Origin of the sequence: Microcoleus sp. FACHB-SPT15, assembly GCF_014849525.1 — a bacterium.
GTDB lineage: Bacteria > Cyanobacteriota > Cyanobacteriia > Cyanobacteriales > Coleofasciculaceae > Symplocastrum > Symplocastrum torsivum.
Genome location: NZ_JACJNU010000031.1, coordinates 38,069 through 54,812, shown reverse-complemented (window position 1 = coordinate 54,812; position 16,744 = coordinate 38,069). Strand labels below are relative to the sequence as shown.

The following is a 16,744-nucleotide window of genomic DNA, read 5'->3' as shown; positions in this document are numbered from 1 at the left end:
TTTTAAGAGAATTTATCAACAAAATCAGATAGCCAATTGAGGAGGTTAAGTTTGTGGAGGATAATTTCCCTAGCTTCTGCGATCGCAGATTTGGCTTCGTGCCAAGCATCCGGTGTCGCTGTCACCTCCTTTATATAAGATATTCCCTTTTCATCCAAGCTTGGCAAGCGTATAAAGCTACCGGGCGGTAGCAACTGATCAGCCGCACTCCCGCCATAGTAAATTGGTAAACACCAAGCCAGTAATGAATCCCATAATTTCTCGCTCACATACCAACTATTCTCAGCATAGTTTTCGATCGCTAAATTGTAATAATAAGGTGCCATCGCATACCATTTATTACTCAGTTCTCCAGACGTGCTTGTCCAATTTGGCAAGTTTCGACCATACAAATCAAATGGGATTTCACTCAATTGCAGTTGTTTTAAAAAATCTAACCGTTGACGATGATTAGCCGTGCGATTAACCCCTGATGTAATCCAACTTAAAGCCTTCTCTTTCTGAGGAGGATTCATTTCACTCAATTCTTGAAATGAGTTAGCATGATACCAAATTGCAGGCATATAATTTGGCGTAGGAGCAAAGTCATCAGGACCAGAAACATAGGTGCAATACTTTTTTGCTTCCTCGTAGTTGGCTTTGTTCTTGCCAACAATCTCTTCTAAAGGTGGTTCTCTTAATAGATAAATAGTTCGTTCTTGAGGTACCCCTCGTAACTTAGACTGAACGTCTACTAGCCGAACCTGATCGGGTTTTGGCTTTTGTAAACGAGTCAACCATGATTTCTTCCTAGGCAGCTTTTCATAAAAATTAAACTGATACATCAGTAAAAAATCAGGCTTCGGAGCGTTTGCCAGCATTTGTATATTGCCCCAAACTCCAAAAGGATGTGGCGTTTGTTGCCATAGCCAATCGCTTTGTGTTAAGCCTGAGTATCCAGTAATCATCCCAACGGTTTTTCTACCCATCGCCTAGCTAACCATTAACTAACAAAGTAGAGGTGGATGCATTGCCTCTTCTACGTGGCTTAGAATCAAGGGCGATCGCTTTTCTTCACGTATCGCTGAATCTTTAATGCTGCCTAGGCGCTAGGTTAGCATGACACAACAACTGCCAAGCGACTATTACCTCAGCAGGCTTGGCGGATAGCCACTCTTCCGGCTGATGTTGCTTTATTCTGTCGCTGAACTTACAAGCCTTCTTTACTCAACATCCTCTTGTACAGCTTTCCCTGTTAGGGACATTCTCATCCGTCAATCTAACTAACGACAGAGCTTAAAGTTTAAGCAAACATTAAAAATAGAAGAACAAGCTTTAAAAATTGGCACAATGGGTGTCTATTTTTCTAGCAAAAGTGATTTTCTCGCCAACTGCTTTGGTTGGTAGGCTGTGTTAGTGTTTTAGAGCAATAGGGGTGTAGATCAACAGAAAACTCTAGTTTTACTAGTGGGGATCGTTGAGATATGTCTTATTTGCTACATTTGATTAGCCAACAATCTTGCTAAGTTATCTTGTCAATAAGTAAAAACACTGACATACTTAAAAATAAATAAGGGCGATTCATTTTTCCATTTTTGCCTGTATCAAACAGGTAGTTTATTAATTTAGAGCAGCTAGAGATTTTACTGCAAAGTGTAAGTTTTTTGGGATTTTGTCTTTTTTAACTCACGAAATAAAAGGTTGTAAAATGCGCGTAACACAAGAAGTTCGCTGCCCTAATTGTGGCAGCTATGCAGAAAGACATTATTGCGTCAAAACTGAAATAACTCAGACGCAGTGCCCGACCTGTGACTACTTAATGATTAACTGCTCTCGCACAGGTAAGGTAGTTGAGGCTTACGCTCCTGGACTCTATGCTCGTCGTTAGAGCGTAGCTTAGGAGGATTTAGCTCTTGTATGTGCTATATCTCCACAAGTGTTAGTAGATTGAAAAGCTCTGATTGTGTACTAACACAATTTGCCAGGGACACAAGTCCCTGGTTCATAACTGAAATGCTCTTTCACAACATTAAATACTCACAATCATTGGATGAGAATCATTCTCCTAGGATTGATTTTTATCTTCTCAATAATTACTTTGATTTAAATTAATTAAAAAACGCACCATACATCATGTTATTAATAATCGAATTGTAATTTCTGCTACAGAATAAACTTTAAACTAAAGATCCACTTATGAAGCTATCAAAGTAAACTAATTGCGTCATAGCTCTTAGCTTATTTGTAAATCTCATCCTAAAAGTAGAGTTACTAAAAAAATATTTACCTTAAATTCAATTTAACTTCCTGTTAATTAGGTTTAGTGAAACTCAAGAAGTCAACTTCAGGGTGTGTCTACTTCTAAGCCTGAATAACCTATTTTTAACTATTCACCAGTAGGATGAGCAGTAAAGTTAAACCGTATCTTAGCAAGCGTTTACAAGATAAAATTCCTTACCCTCTACATCCTCTTGCAGACCTAGCTGCCAACTTTTGGTGGAGTTGGTCATCTGAGCAAATATCAATATTTCGTAGTATTGACCCTCAGTTGTGGGAGCAGCATCACCACAATCCTGTAAAGCTGCTAGCATCTCTCCCTGAAGAACGGTTAGCTCAATTAGCCACTGACCCGCATTACATCAAGCGCGTTGAGGTTTTGTCTAGTCAGTTCAAACAATATTTGGAAGCAACAGATACCTGGGCAAGTCGAGAAGCGCCTCAGTTTAATGCTCAACAACCTGTTGCCTACTTTTCAATTGAGTATGGTTTTGGCTTGTGTCTGCCGACTTATTCGGGTGGATTGGGTATTCTTGCTGCTGACCATTTGAAATCAGCTTCTGATTTGGGATTACCGATGGTTGGAGTAGGTCTACTCTACCGTCAAGGTTACTTTCATCAACGCCTCAGTATTGATGGCTGGCAAGAAGAAGATTATTGGGATTATCAGTTTGAAGAGTTGCCCCTAGAGTTATGTCAGGACGAAAATGGGGAAACACTAACGGTTGAGGTTCAAATTTGCGATCGCCCTGTTAAAGCACAACTATGGAAACTCGGTATTGGGCGCGTCAATCTTTACTTGCTGGACACCGATCGGGAGGATAATGAGCCAGTTGACCGTGAGTTAACTCACCGTCTCTACGGTGGTAGTAAGGATACTCGCCTTGCTCAAGAAATGCTCTTAGGTCTCGGTGGTGTGAGAGCCTTGCGGCTGTTGGGTTATGAGCCACAAGTTTACCACCTCAATGAAGGTCATGCTGCCTTTGCCATGCTAGAGGTTGCTCGCTCAGAAAGGGAACGCACGAATCAGGATTTTGAGAAGATAAAAGAGACTGTACGGCTTAAGGGCGTTTTTACGACTCATACACCAGTTCCAGCAGGACACGATACCTTCCAGCCTGAGCAGATGGAGCGCTATTTTTCTAGTTACTGGACTCAATTAGGGCTTTCCCAGCAGGAGTTTTTGGCTTTAGGGAAGAAGCCATCCGATGAAGAAAGCTCCTTCAACATGACTGTTTTAGCCTTACAACTATGTCGCTCAGCTAATGGAGTCAGCAGGCGGAATGGGGAAGTTTGTCGCCAGATGTGGTCAGAATTGTACCCAGATCGCTCTGTAGACGATGTTCCAATTAGTTATGTTACTAACGGCATCCATCCCACAACCTGGACAGCACCCTTGATGGCGGATTTATATGCCCAATATTTAGCGGAGGATTGGGTAAACCATGTCAAGGATGAGCAGATGTGGGCAAAAGTCGAAAAAATCCCGAATCGTGAAATTTGGTGGCGTCATCAATGCCTCCAAGAACGGCTAATTGCCTTTGTTCGTAACTATGTCAGACAAACTCGTCAAAAGCGAGGCGATAGTGCCGAGTCAATTGAGGCAGCCGCACAACTGTTTGACCCTGATGTCCTAACGATTGGCTTTGCACGTCGCTTTAGTAGCTACAAGCGGGGTAATTTGATTATGCATGACTCCGAACGAGCCAGGAAAATCCTCTGTAATCCTGAACGTCCTGTGCAGATGATTTTTGCAGGTAAGGCGCATCCGGCAGATGAGAAAAGCAAGCAAATTATTCAAGAGTTAATTGAGTGGAGTCATCATCCAGATATTAAAAACAAAGTCGTTTTTATTGAAGATTACGACATGCACGTTGCAGAAAAACTCGTTCAAGGAGTAGATATCTGGCTGAATAATCCACTTCGACCTCAAGAGGCTTCTGGAACTAGTGGTCAAAAAGCAAGTTTCAACGGTGGCATCAATTGCAGTGTTCTCGATGGTTGGTGGTGTGAAGCGTACCAAACAGCTCCAGAGGGTAAAGGCTTTAATGGTTGGGTAATTGGAGAGGGCATCCAAGGTGATGATAAGGACTTACAAAACAAAGTGGATGCTGAGTCGCTTTATCGGCTATTGGAGGAAGAAATTATTCCTTGTTACTACGATAGGAATGAGCAAGGATTACCCGATCACTGGATTGGGATGATGAAGGCTTCAATCAAAACTATTGCTCCTTATTTCAATACTCACCGCATGGTTGAGGAGTATATAAAAAAGGTCTACCTGCAACCTGTTAATACGCCTGAGCCTATAGCAGCTTAAGCGGTTTTGAGAGAATTTGTAGGGTGCGTCGTGACACACCCTACTGCTTTTGTTGAGGCTGAGTTCTTTTAGACGCTTGCAGCATCTTCAGCTTTTTTCGGTGCTTGAGTGACACCTAGGCGAATTTCTGAGGAAAGAGATGCCATACTAAATCCGCCAAACCGCTTGAGGATGCTGGTGCGTAGGCGTAAGTTAGGGCTGGCAAACCATAAGCGTTCCTCAGAATACATTGTTTCGTAGTCTGTAATCAGTGTCAGTGCCCCATCATCACCCATGATGTAGCGACCTGCAACGGGCGCTTTCTCGGCGTAACCCATTTCTCGTAGTAGCTGACCTTCATTAGGCTTGTCAGCGTCGGGAACAGGTACAAGTACGGTGGAACCCTTGTGCTGTTCTTTGTCTTCGTCCCATTCCATCGTGCCGTCCCAAGCTACTCTCGCACCACACAGAGCTAGTTGTGGGTCGATGTTGTATTGTTCACAGAGTTTAATAACCTCTGGAGCATCGGCAGAGAGCATTTCAATCGTGATGTTCGACTTACCATTCTCCGCTTGCTTGAATGCAAGATGATGGCTGCTACGTTGGGAAAACCATTTGCCAGCACTCTGCTCGAAAAACTCTTTAATATCCATGAACGTAGATGAAGGGTATTAATGCTTTAGTGAATTTACTGTTTAGATCTTAAGCGATCGCTTTATCCTTGAAGGACACTGCTCCCAAGAGGCGATCGCTTTAGGTTTAGTTCGAGGCTTCTTCCAAACGCTTTAGCGAGATGGATGCCGATTCGGAAACTTGGGGATGGTTGTCTTTTTCCAAAAATTTTAATGCCGAAATGCTTTTATCACTCCTGAGCTGACCTAGTGCTTCGGCTAAGCGTTGACGGATTAACCAATCATCTGACTGAGCAAAGCGTAGGATATCATCAACGGATTCTGTCGCTTTAATTTCACCCAAAGCTGCGATTGCTGCTTGTTGCAGAACGACTTCATTGCTATTCAAAGCTTGGGTAAGAACTTCACGAGCGCGAGGGTCTTTTATATTGCCTAATGATACTGCTGCGCTGAAGCGCACTAACCATTCTGTGTCTTCATAGAAAGCCCGAACCAGAGGTTCAAACGCTCTACCGTCACCTAAATAGCCCAAAGCACCTGCTGCATCAGCACGAATGCCGTAATCTGGGTCAGTTTCGAGTAATTTTACCAAAATTGGATAGGACTCTTCGGTTCCCTTAACCCCCAAAGCAAATACTGCCATCGAGCGAATTTGTAAACTCTTATCCTCTAAAACTTTTTTAATCAAAGGTACTGCCTCAAACGCTGGCACATCGCGCAGCGAGGCAAGCGCCACCATGCGATCGCGTAAGTTAGGGCTTTCAAGCTGAGTCGAAAGTTGCTCGATGTTGGAACGATCCATGGGCAAATATTAGCGAGTGTAAACTTTCTTAATAATATCGAAGTACCCAACTAGAGCGATAGGGGAAAATCAACCTCTGTGAGTTCGGTGATTACTCAACTATTAAACTTAGAAATTCCAATCAGCCTTGCAGTGAAGTTCTAGGATAGAGATCTATGGTGAATTTTTAATGTATATATGTCCGTTACGCCTCCTATTTCTCCAGTTCAGGCACACCGCAGCAGCAAAAGTCAAAATCCGCCAAGTGTGGCTCAGCCAGTTGAATCCCAGTCGCTAGCAACCGCTATTCCTCCCCTTTTAGGGGCTTCTGAAACTGAGTTAACGCAGTGGGTGCAGGAACAAGGGCAACCCGCGTATCGAGGATGTCAGCTACATGGATGGATTTATCAGAAAGGAGCGCGATCGCTTTCTGAAATTACCGTATTTCCTAAGCAGTGGCGTGAAGCCTTAAGCGATATTTCGATTGGTCGTTCTCAGCTACACCATCGCTCCGAGGCACCGGATGGTACAGTGAAGTACCTCTTGCGATTGGCAGATGGTCAAATTATTGAAACAGTTGGCATTCCTACGGGCAATCGGCTGACGGTTTGTGTCTCTTCCCAAGTTGGTTGTCCGATGGCTTGTGACTTTTGTGCCACAGGTAAAGGGGGATTTACACGCAACCTTGCTCGTCATGAGATTGTCGATCAAGTTTTGACGGTGCAGGAAGACTTTCAAGAGCGTGTCAGCAATGTGGTGTTCATGGGTATGGGAGAACCCTTGCTGAATCTGGATGCTGTTTTAGGGGCTGTGAAATCCCTGAATCAGGATGTTGGGATTGGCGTGCGATCGCTTACAATCTCAACGGTTGGTATCCCTGGTCGTATCCGCCAACTCGCAGAACATAAACTGCAAGTTACCTTAGCTGTCAGCCTCCACGCTTCAAACCAAGCACTGCGAGAAAAACTTATTCCTAGTGCCCGCCGCTATCCTCTAGAGGCGTTATTAGAGGAGTGCCGGGAATATGTACAACTAACGGGTCGTCGAGTAACCTTTGAATACATTGTCCTTGCTGGACTGAATGACCTACCGGAACACGCCATTGAATTAGCCAGACATCTGCGTGGATTTCAGAGTCACGTTAATCTGATTCCTTACAACCCAATTAGCGAAGTTGATTATCAGCGTCCTAGCCCTCGCCGGATTCAAGACTTTGTCGAGGCTTTGGAAAAGCACAAGATTGCTGTCAGTGTGCGGCGTTCTCGTGGACTAGAAAAAGATGCTGCTTGTGGACAACTGCGAGCTTCTAAAGTTACTCTACCGGAGCAGCTTGTTTAGGGGGATTGGGAAATTAACGCCGACTCTGCATAATCAGCCTCACACCCGTACCTGGAGCCAAAGTCACCCCACGCCGCTGGGGACGTTCTGGCTCCTGCTGGGCTAAGGTCAGTTGATAGCGCGACACAATCGTTGCTAGGACTAACTTCATCTCAAATAGTGCCAAGGCTTCACCAATACATCGACGTATCCCACCCCCAAACGGCAAGAACTCATAGGGAGAGAACTGGCGTTGTACAAACCGCTCTGGTTTAAACTTTTCCGGTTCTGGGTATAAGTCCTGGCGATGATGGATCAGGTAAATGCAGCCATAGAGTCTTGTACCTGGTTGTAGTTGATAGCCCATCAGTTCGACAGGTTCTTTCACCGCCCTCGGCACTGTTAGCATAGCAACTGGGTAAATCCGCAAGGCTTCATTGCAAACCGCAGTGAGATAAGGTAGACGGACAATCTCCATCACAGAAGGAGCCTCGCCTAAGGAATTCAACTCTTGGAGCAGTTGGCTATGAACATGGGGTAATTGGTATACCCAATACAGCGCCCAAGCGATCGCTGTTGCTGTAGTTTCGTGTCCTGCCAACAACAGCGTCATCAACTCGTCCCGCAATTGTTCATCTGTCATCGACTCCCCATCCTCATCCCGCGCCTCTAGAAGTAGAGTGAGTATGTCTGAACGAGAAGAGTCATGCTGTTGACGACGCTCACGAATTTCAGCCAGAAGCAGTCGATTGATTTGCTGCTGCTTTCGGAGAAAGGAACCCCAAGGACTCCAAGCGCCTAAATCCTTCTGGAGAGATGGAAAGAAGAGTAAGCCTGATGTAAAGGGAGACTTGAATCCATTGGTTAGGGCAACAATGGCTTCTTTCAGTTGATGAAAACGCTCTCCCTCGTGAAGACCAAAGACGACATTCAGGATTACCTCTAGGGAGATTTCCTGCATCAGGGTACGCGCAGTAAAGACTTGACCGGGGAGCAATTGCTGCATCACCTTCTCGGTGAGTTCGCAAATGAGCTGTCCGTTGGAGAGCATCCCCTCACCGTGGAATGGTGGCATCAAGAGTTTGCGTTCCTTCCGATGGCGATCGCCTTCAAGCACAAACACTGAATGATCTCCCACAATGGGCTGCAAAAGCCTATTCGGAGGAGCTGTAAATTGATTGGTCTGGCTAGAGAAAATCTGCTGAAGTGCCTGGGGGTTGCTCACAAACAACAGGCAGGGATGGTTACCAATTACGGGGGCGTTGAAGATGTCACCATACCGTTGCCCAGCAGCATCCATGTAACCCAGAGGATTAGTAGTCCACTGAATCTTCTGCAACCACTGGGGGGATTGAGGTCCATCAGGAAGTTTTTCTTTCAATTGGGGCATTGCAGTATTTACCTGGGGGCTAACACACGCCATGCAATAAAAACAGCAAAGGCTAAATAGCCCAACACGGTTACCCAATCCTGCCAGTGATCAGGAAGCATCAAAACGTTGTCATCCACAAGCAACCCTCACATTAGCCATTTCATTACCGTTATTTTAATAGCCAACGTTTTTGTGCTTCAACTACCCCAACTTACTCCGCTTCGCCTGATGGCTTCGCTTCGTTGAAGTTGGGGATTGTATCTTGGCTCCATCTGAGTCCTGAATACCTTAAGCGGTAGTTAGGTTTCGATTTGAAAATGAGTATCTAACTGAGCCTATTGAGTCGTTCTCTAGGCGCAAATTATTTGTTCGCAGAACCTGGCTCGCTGAGTTGGCGGTGCGCTTCAGCACTGACCGTATCAGGCAAAACTTTGCTCACGTTGCCTTGAATCTTCGTCATGAGCGAACCTGCGATGATGTGGTCTTTGCCTGCCATGAGTGCCTCAAAACCTTGCTTGGCAACTTCAGCCGGGTCATCCTTCTGGTTCGCACCCACATTGGTGTCGTCCATACCTGCACGGTGGAAGAAGTTGGTATCAGTTGGTCCTGGCATGAGCGCGGTAACGGTTACACCTGTGTCTTTCAATTCGTTGCGTAGTCCCTCTGCGAAAGAGTGTACAAACGCCTTGGAAGCTGCATAGACTGCCTCAAACGGCCCAGGCATGATGGCGGCGATGGACGAAGTGAAGAGAATTCGACCTTTACCCTGTTCAACCATGTCCTTCACGACCCGTTTGGCGAGGTGTACAGATGACACGACGTTCAGATTGATGAGATTAAGCTCGTCCTTCAGGTCAGTCTCGCGGGCAAAATCACCACCGACCCCGACACCTGCGTTAATTGCGATCGCATCCACGGGTCGTCCAGTTGACTTAATCTGGTTGTAGAGCGTTTCAACACCGTCATAAGTGGCAAGATCAGCTTGTACAGTCTCAACCTTGGCACCTAGCCCCTCGCAGGATTGAGCCGCTTCGTTGATACTCGATCCGGTAGCTGTTATTAAAAGATCGAAGCCGTTTTGAGCGAACTGTTTGGCGAGTTCGTAACCAATGCCGTTAGAGGCACCCGTCACGACAGCTAGGGGTCGAGTCAACGAACTGTTCATTACCATCTAAACTCCTACGTCACTGCTCCACGCTTGCTTGCCCTAGCTTGCTTCTCTCTGGCTACCAGGCCAGCTCGGACTCTGGGCTTTCAACCCCTACAATGCTAGGGAGGCAGCTATTTGATTACCTCTTTCCAACGACGTATCGCTTGTCTTCGTTGCAAATAATGTTGGTTGAGAAATGTCTTGATTACAGGTTAAGTCGATTAGTCTTGCAGGTTGCTGCGTCTAATGCCTCGGCAGCAAGATAAGCATCAATTTCGGCACGATTAGTCAGGTAAAACGCGATCGCTTCAATTGAACTCATGTGGTAATGGCTTTTTGCCAGCATGATGCCAGCACATCAGCAAAACTGTTCTCACGCACAGCAGCACGAACGTCTTTCCCAGTTAATGGCACTACAAGTGTATGTTCTCGACTTCCACGTAGCATTTCTTTAGTAAGAGTGTCTTTGAAACCATTCCATGAGATTAAGAAGCCAAGAGAACACCGATTGCTGCGGTTTTCAATCTTCTCCTTGAATAGAACGAACTCGTTCTTGCCACACTTGTCACTCCAATTTTTACACTCAGCCAACAGAACAGCCGATTCCCGTCTAAAACGAGGCTCATTGCTGTCGTTGAGGACAGCAATATCAATTTCTTCTGTCGCTGTCTTGATACGATCTGTCACGGTAAAACCTGGTATTGTCTCAAACAATCTACTAATGAGTTCTTCTAGAGATCTTCCACGCTCATCGCTAGAAGAAGCTTTTTCAACTGCATTCACAAGTGCATCTAAACTTTGGCTACCCCATCCAGACAGTCGGCTTGCAATTTCAGATAGTCGTTTACCTGCTTCATCAGCAGCTTTTTCAGCTGTTTCTTCTAACTCATGGCAGAGCCGCTTTATGTGCTGGTACGCTTTACCAAGATTCTTTTTTTCTGTGCTTATAACAAATTTCAGATGGATATAAGCACCATCATCGTCATAGTTAGTTATCTCCACATCACCATGAACCCTGTTACGCAACTCCACAGCGCGGCGTATCAAATCCAGATAGTGTTCTAGTCCAATGGGAGAGTACCAATACTTTCGTGTCCAAGTGTAGTCTGCTTCACCTTTAATCTGATCATGGTCTTTGAACAGCCTACCGCTCCAGTCAAGATGCATAATGCCATCTTTGAGTAAGCCAACCTCAATCATTACCTCATCAGGAATGTCATCTAATGTTATTTTGTCCAATACACTTGCAGGAAGGAAAACTGCTTCATCTTCGTAAGCAGCTTCCAGCAGGGCTTTAGCTTCCTCAGCGTTCATACTTAACTTAACTTCCATGCAGAATGATTGAAATAGATAACCCTAAAATATCGCCTGACCACTTACTTTGAAGTAACTTGACCCTGACATTGAAAGATGACTTTCCAGCTACCGCCGCAACCGATAAATTATCCACCTAACTCTTTATTAAGGTATGGGAAATCGAATAGATGCGAGAAACATTAGTTAGGTTGAAGGGAGGTTGCTCTCTTCTATGACAATCTGCTTAACGCCCTAATTTATTAAAGTTTTTGAAAGCGCGATCGCTTTGGTGTACGCTGCTTTGTGAGGCTCAAACCTACAGATGAGGAGGTGTCATGACTGCACAAGAAGCGACGAATGAGCGGGTGCTGGTCACAGGGGCAACAGGAGGGGTTGGGCAGTTGACGGTGGCAATGCTATTGGAGAAGGGCTATCCAGTGCGTGTTCTCACCCGTAGTGCCGAAAAAGCCCAGGAAATGTTCGACAACCAGGTGGAAATTGTAATTGGTGACATCCGCCAACCAACAACTCTCCCCTCTGTTGTGCAGAACGTTACTCATATCATCTGCGCCACCGGAACCACAGCCTTTCCCTCCGCAAAATGGGATTTTGACAACACTGACGAAGTTAAAGGGATTGGAAGTCTCATTGAATGGGGCAAGATTTATCTCGACTCACACTACCGCAGCAGCAAAGCGAAGAATAGTCCGGAACAAGTCGATGCCCAAGGGGTCAGCAACTTGGTAGCTGCGGCGCCGAAAGATCTAAAGCGGTTTGTTTTTGTATCCTCCTGCGGCATTCTACGGAAAGATAAACCACCTTTTAGTCTTCTCAATGCCTTCGGTGTACTTGATGCCAAGCAGAAAGGTGAGGAAGCAATTATTCGTTCTGGCTTACCTTACACGATTATTCGTCCAGGACGGCTGATCGATGGTCCCTTTACTTCCTATGACTTAAACACACTGCTGAAGGCTAAAACAGGGGGAAAGTTGGATGTGGTCGTGGGAACAGGCGATACTTTATTGGGTGATACCAGCCGAATTGATGTTGCCTCAGCCTGCGTAGAATGCCTAAGCAACCCAGTGACGGCAGGAAAAATATTTGAGTTGGTGAACAAGGGAACAAGACCGTCAGTGATTGACTGGACAGCACTTTTTTCTAATTTGAGTTAACAACGAGTTAACTATCTTTGACCCGTGTCCACAGTGCTAACCCACCTCCTCGACCTCTAGCCGCAAGGCAAAGGTTCTCTACTAAGAAGTAGGTGAAAAATGCCTGCTCTTTCACGCCTTGCTCATAGAAGCGAACTTCCCGCTCTTGACCCTTACGAATATAGCCGTCGTACAACTTCAATCCGGACAATGACACCCGCATCCGAGTGAAGTCGAAAGCTAGCATATTCGTCTTCGACCAGAATTGCGTCGGTCCTGTGAGAACCATTTTTAAGAGTCCAAGTTCAACGGAATTTTGAACGGTTCCTTGCTCTTGATTGGACTCGGATTGCAAGTAGGACAGATGAATCTTGACCCAAGAAGGCAGAAACCGTCCAGCTCCTAGGATAACTCCTGCTCTTTTACGCGATCGCTTTGTTCCGGTAATAAATCCCAATCGCCAAGTACCTAGCAACTGCGGGTAGGTATGGCGCACTTTGCTCTGTTTAGCCGTCTTCTCTGCCTGAAGCAGTGCCTCAACGACAGCCTCAGGCGCAGGCGGTTTGGCAGATGGCGTGGTTAAAAACGCGATCGCTTGCTCTAGTGCTGGGTCGATTGAGGGTGTCGTCTGAAGTTGGTTGCTGCTCGTCTTATAGTTATCCATCGGACGTTGCCACTGAACCCTTAGAACAAAACTTTGATTGTGTTCAGTATAAAGGACTGATGAACGACCCCTCGTTGCTTGGCTGACCGAGGGGTTTGTGACGTTTCTTTTATCCTCAGTGCATACTCCCAGCACTGCCTTCTATCTTTCTATAAGTGTTGGAGGTGAAACGCCTTTGTCCATCAATTGCACCAATCGCTGTCGTAAAGTATCTAAACCTAAGCGTTGAGTCGCTGAAATAAATACAGCTTCGCGATACTCTTGCTTCGCTAAAGCTAGGGTTTCACTATTGACCTGATCCACTTTGTTAAAGGCAATCAAAGTTTTCCCCGGAATGGCAGGCATTTCGTCTAACACCTCCATTACTGAGCGGATGTGACTTTCCCACGCTGGATGAGAAAGATCGACGACATGTAGCAAGGCATCCGCCTCTATCACTTCCTCTAGTGTGGCTCGGAACGCATCCATTAGCGGTGGCGGGAGTTCGTGGATAAACCCAACGGTGTCTGTAAGAAGAATGGTTCTCCGCTCTTGGGTTTCAGGGTCTGTAATGACCAGCTTTCGTGTTGTTGGGTCGAGGGTCGCAAACAATTGATCGGCTGTATAAACCTCGGCATGAGTTAATACATTCAGTAGGGTGGATTTACCTGCATTGGTGTAACCCACTACAGCAATCGAGGGGACTGCTTGCTGTTGTCGCTGTTGTCGTAAGCGGGAACGATGCGCTTGTAATTGGTTGACTTCCTGCTGGAGTTGTGCGATTCGCCGCTGAAGGGTTCGCCGCTCAGTTTCTAGTCGGGTTTCACCAGGGCCTCTGGTGCCAATTCCGCCTCCTAACCTAGACATACCCTGACCCCGACCTCTCAACCGAGGCAGCATATATTCCAGTTGCGCCAGTTCCACTTGCAATTTACCCGCTTGGGATTGAGCGCGTTGAGCGAAGATATCTAGAATCACCTCAGTCCGGTCTACTACAGGAATGCCAATTTCGGCTTCTAGGTTGCGAACTTGAGAGGCAGAAATGTCTCGATCAAAGACAATGAGATTAGCTCCATGCTTATGAGCGCGGAGGGCAATTTCTTCAACCTTTCCCTGACCAACGACTGTCTGAGGATGAGGACGCGATCGCTTTTGTTGCACGATTTCTACGACCTCTCCTCCTGCACTCTCAACTAACCGAGCAAGTTCTTCGAGACTATCTTGAAACCTTTGGGGAGATAGATCCTCAGTCATCAAGCCAACCAAGAGAACGCGATCGCCATCAGACTCACTCTCTTGAAATTGTGATGTTTCAAAGCCGGATTCTTGAAACTCGTTCTCCAATTCATCAACTAAGTCGTCAAAGTCCTTCTCACTTAGCTCATCCAGACTCAAGGGAGACGAAACGATCCAAGGCGTTTCTAAATCGGGTACAAGATGAGCGAGATAAGCTTCCTTAACAGAACCACTGGGTGTGCCGCCTCGTTGTTCACCCCCGTTACCCGTTGGGATTAATACCGCTAAAGCGTCTAAACGCTGCCGTGCCATTGCTGTCAGTGCCGCTGCATCTGGTGTATCTCCTTTGAGTTGAGTAGCAAGGCAACGAATACCACTCAATCGTTGAGCGCCTTGGCGAGGCAGTTCTTGGGGAGGAATTTGAGTCTGACTGGGTGTACCTACCGCAATTCGGATTACCTGTCCGCGTCGATTGATGTAGCTGCACACAGGCTGATGGATTTGCGTACTGATTGCTGCTAGCGCTTGAGCAAATTCCGGAGTCGTTATGCGATCGCCTGGTTGCCGCTGCTCGTACAGATGCTCTAGTTGCTTGATGTGGCTCGATTTTAATCCTTTAAGGTTTCCGTAAATAGTCAAGGGTAAGACCAACCAGTAAACTGGTTTCTGAATTCGTTAACTCTATATCTAGCGATCTTTGTGTGTAACTTAATCTTTCCTTTGGACTAAGTAGGCTAAGCAAACAATTCCTACTAATAAATTGCCTACCAAGCTGGGTTTGTTGGTTAGGTGTAGTAAGTTTTGGAGTAGCCTTGTAGCACTGTATACAGTCTGCTGAAAAAGGCGATCGCATTTCTCTCAAATTTTCTCAGAATCCGGCTCAGATAGCTCTGACTCAGGCTCATCAACCAGTGGTGTCCCAACCTTAACCGGGGCTTCTTCTTGCTGCTGAACAACTGCCTTAAGCTTGAGGAAAAAGCCTGAAGCATCAGGTGGGGGTGTAAATTGGTGAATGGGTTGTTTGAGTGGTTCACAGCGCGACCAATCGGCATCGTATGCCGGGTTGAAACCCATGGTAGTCAGTTCCTCTGATGGGTCATCCAACAGGTCGGGTATCTCCATATCCTCTTGTGGAATAATTGTGTCAGTAGGTGGAGTCTCCTGTTCTTCTATGGGTGCTGGGTTCTCAACAGTTGGCTCCAGCATCACGCTCTCATCAATCATGTCCTGAAAACTGGAAGTCACAGGTGGTAGACTAAACTCCTGACTCAGGTCGATGGCTGCTGAGTTGAATCGTGCCGTCAAGCTTTGGGGAAGCTTGCGAGAAATTAGCCGCTCAAACTCATGGGTAAAGCGATAGATTGGCTGTCCCCGCCGTCCCCAAACTGCTAAGATTTGTTCAACTGAAACTGCTTTGTAGCGTCCTTGATACAGCGCCTCAATCACACCCAGACGTACCCAACTTGCCTGATAATTTCTCAGCCACAGATTGACTAATTCTTGGGCAGTATAACCCCTTAGCTCAAACTTATAGTGACTGAGCAACGCAACGGCATAGGCAATGGCTGGGTCTACGGCTGATTCCCTCATCTCATGTTTGGCTTTTGGTTTTTGGCTTCTGGATTGGGGCTGAATAGTTCTTGTATACCCACTCCTGGAGTTTTCTTATCATGATTCGCGTGAGGCTAAAGATTTAGAACTGAGGTAAGACGCTACATCTAATTTTCTGAAGTATAGTTGGACACTTATGGCTAAGTCTACTAGCAAAGTCGTGATTCCCGTTGCTACCGATGTTGCTGCCAATTGTGGGTTAAATGGATATATAACTTAGTATTAATACCTTCTCATAAGATGAATATTCTTACCCTAATTTAGGTTTGACAAATAGGATTGAATAGGTTTCAAAATAATTGCCAATATTATCTCAACTTGATTGATATAATATTCTACTAAATCAATACAGACGGTGTTTTCATTGAGCGTCAAAAAACGCCAAGCCGTACCACTAGTTACAGCACCATAAATCACGGGAATCTCAATTTCTTTTTGTTGATTAAAAATCTGAGCCGCCACCATTTCTGCTACACATTGCCCCAACCCTCCAATAATATTTTCATTTTTTGCCTCAACAATAGTAATAACTGGCGCACTAATGAAAAACTGCTCCCTAGATGCACTGAGCAGAAAATCACAGTATCCGATAAGCCCCTTCTCTACATCTACATTAAAATCTGTACCAGAGAATAAGCTAATTTGATAATTTAATTGCCGTCTGACCTCAGTTAAAATTGGCGCAATTAAAAATTCAGAACGTGCCTTTTCTGTACCAATTGCCGTTGCTAAAGAAATATACTCCTGTAAAGTAACCATTAAAATTTCTGATGGCTTAACTGCTTCAATTCCAGCAAACAAATCTTGCGTTTCATCCACCGTTAAACCAAAATCTTCCTTGACTTTAGCCAGAGTAAAATTGCTATAAGCCATCGGTAGAACTCCTTTTTGCTGCCGACCTACTTATAGCAATCAGCAATCAGCAGTCAGCTTTCAGCGGTCAGCTTTGGGTTAAATAGGCTCACTTCTAAGGAACACAAGCTCCCGTTAATGTCCTAAC

The 16,744-nt window shown here is 45.6% G+C and carries 13 protein-coding genes; 3 read left to right on the top strand and 10 right to left on the bottom strand.

All coding sequences use genetic code 11. The annotated features are described in order from the left end of the window. Positions 1 to 2 precede the first annotated feature (2 nt). Positions 3 to 968, bottom strand: coding sequence for a glycosyltransferase family 10 domain-containing protein (locus tag H6F98_RS10935; protein WP_192218717.1), 966 nt, complete (start codon positions 966 to 968; stop codon positions 3 to 5). 1,412 nt (positions 969 to 2,380) lie between these two features. Between H6F98_RS10935 and glgP the strand changes: the two genes are divergently transcribed. Next, positions 2,381 to 4,576, top strand: coding sequence for an alpha-glucan family phosphorylase (gene glgP / locus H6F98_RS10930; RefSeq protein ID WP_192218716.1), 2,196 nt, complete (start codon positions 2,381 to 2,383; stop codon positions 4,574 to 4,576). A gap of 68 nt (positions 4,577 to 4,644) precedes the next feature. On the opposite strand, the gene H6F98_RS10925 is transcribed toward glgP, so the two are convergent. Together H6F98_RS10925 and H6F98_RS10920 are read right to left on the bottom strand one after the other, a co-directional pair. Further along, the gene (locus H6F98_RS10925) at positions 4,645 to 5,208 is read right to left on the bottom strand and encodes a phycobiliprotein lyase (RefSeq protein ID WP_192218715.1); all 564 of its coding nucleotides are present in this window, start codon (positions 5,206 to 5,208) and stop codon (positions 4,645 to 4,647) included. 106 nt (positions 5,209 to 5,314) lie between these two features. Further along, positions 5,315 to 5,989, bottom strand: a complete 675-nt coding sequence (locus tag H6F98_RS10920) for a HEAT repeat domain-containing protein (protein WP_192218714.1) — start codon at positions 5,987 to 5,989, stop codon at positions 5,315 to 5,317. 177 nt (positions 5,990 to 6,166) lie between these two features. Here H6F98_RS10920 and rlmN point away from each other — a divergent pair, with 177 nt between their 5' ends. Then, positions 6,167 to 7,306: a 23S rRNA (adenine(2503)-C(2))-methyltransferase RlmN gene (gene rlmN, locus H6F98_RS10915; RefSeq protein WP_192218713.1), complete on the top strand. Its 1,140-nt coding sequence runs from the start codon at positions 6,167 to 6,169 to the stop codon at positions 7,304 to 7,306. 13 nt (positions 7,307 to 7,319) lie between these two features. On the opposite strand, the gene H6F98_RS10910 is transcribed toward rlmN, so the two are convergent. The 3 genes from H6F98_RS10910 to H6F98_RS10900 form a co-directional block, all read right to left on the bottom strand. Further along, positions 7,320 to 8,675 carry a cytochrome P450 gene (locus H6F98_RS10910; RefSeq protein ID WP_192218712.1) on the bottom strand — a complete coding sequence of 452 codons (1,356 nt, stop codon included), beginning with the start codon at positions 8,673 to 8,675 and terminating at the stop codon, positions 7,320 to 7,322. Between the two features lie 343 nt (positions 8,676 to 9,018). After that, a complete protein-coding gene (locus tag H6F98_RS10905) occupies positions 9,019 to 9,822 on the bottom strand; it encodes an SDR family oxidoreductase (protein ID WP_192218711.1) in 804 nt (267 codons plus the stop codon). A 303-nt stretch (positions 9,823 to 10,125) separates the two neighbouring features. Next, the gene (locus H6F98_RS10900) at positions 10,126 to 11,139 is read right to left on the bottom strand and encodes a hypothetical protein (RefSeq protein WP_192218710.1); all 1,014 of its coding nucleotides are present in this window, start codon (positions 11,137 to 11,139) and stop codon (positions 10,126 to 10,128) included. Between the two features lie 299 nt (positions 11,140 to 11,438). Here H6F98_RS10900 and H6F98_RS10895 point away from each other — a divergent pair, with 299 nt between their 5' ends. Continuing rightward, positions 11,439 to 12,275, top strand: a complete 837-nt coding sequence (locus tag H6F98_RS10895; RefSeq protein WP_192218709.1) for an SDR family oxidoreductase — start codon at positions 11,439 to 11,441, stop codon at positions 12,273 to 12,275. Between the two features lie 7 nt (positions 12,276 to 12,282). Here H6F98_RS10895 and H6F98_RS10890 read toward each other — a convergent pair whose 3' ends face one another. The 4 genes from H6F98_RS10890 to H6F98_RS10875 form a co-directional block, all read right to left on the bottom strand. After that, the gene (locus tag H6F98_RS10890; protein ID WP_199348413.1) at positions 12,283 to 12,918 is read right to left on the bottom strand and encodes a hypothetical protein; all 636 of its coding nucleotides are present in this window, start codon (positions 12,916 to 12,918) and stop codon (positions 12,283 to 12,285) included. Between the two features lie 141 nt (positions 12,919 to 13,059). Further along, positions 13,060 to 14,772, bottom strand: coding sequence for a GTPase HflX (gene hflX, locus H6F98_RS10885; protein WP_242058479.1), 1,713 nt, complete (start codon positions 14,770 to 14,772; stop codon positions 13,060 to 13,062). A gap of 219 nt (positions 14,773 to 14,991) precedes the next feature. Then, on the bottom strand, positions 14,992 to 15,723 hold the full coding sequence (locus H6F98_RS10880) for a hypothetical protein (RefSeq protein ID WP_192218707.1): 732 nt from the start codon (positions 15,721 to 15,723) through the stop codon (positions 14,992 to 14,994). Between the two features lie 276 nt (positions 15,724 to 15,999). After that, the gene (locus H6F98_RS10875; protein ID WP_192218706.1) at positions 16,000 to 16,617 is read right to left on the bottom strand and encodes a hypothetical protein; all 618 of its coding nucleotides are present in this window, start codon (positions 16,615 to 16,617) and stop codon (positions 16,000 to 16,002) included. Positions 16,618 to 16,744 lie beyond the last annotated feature (127 nt).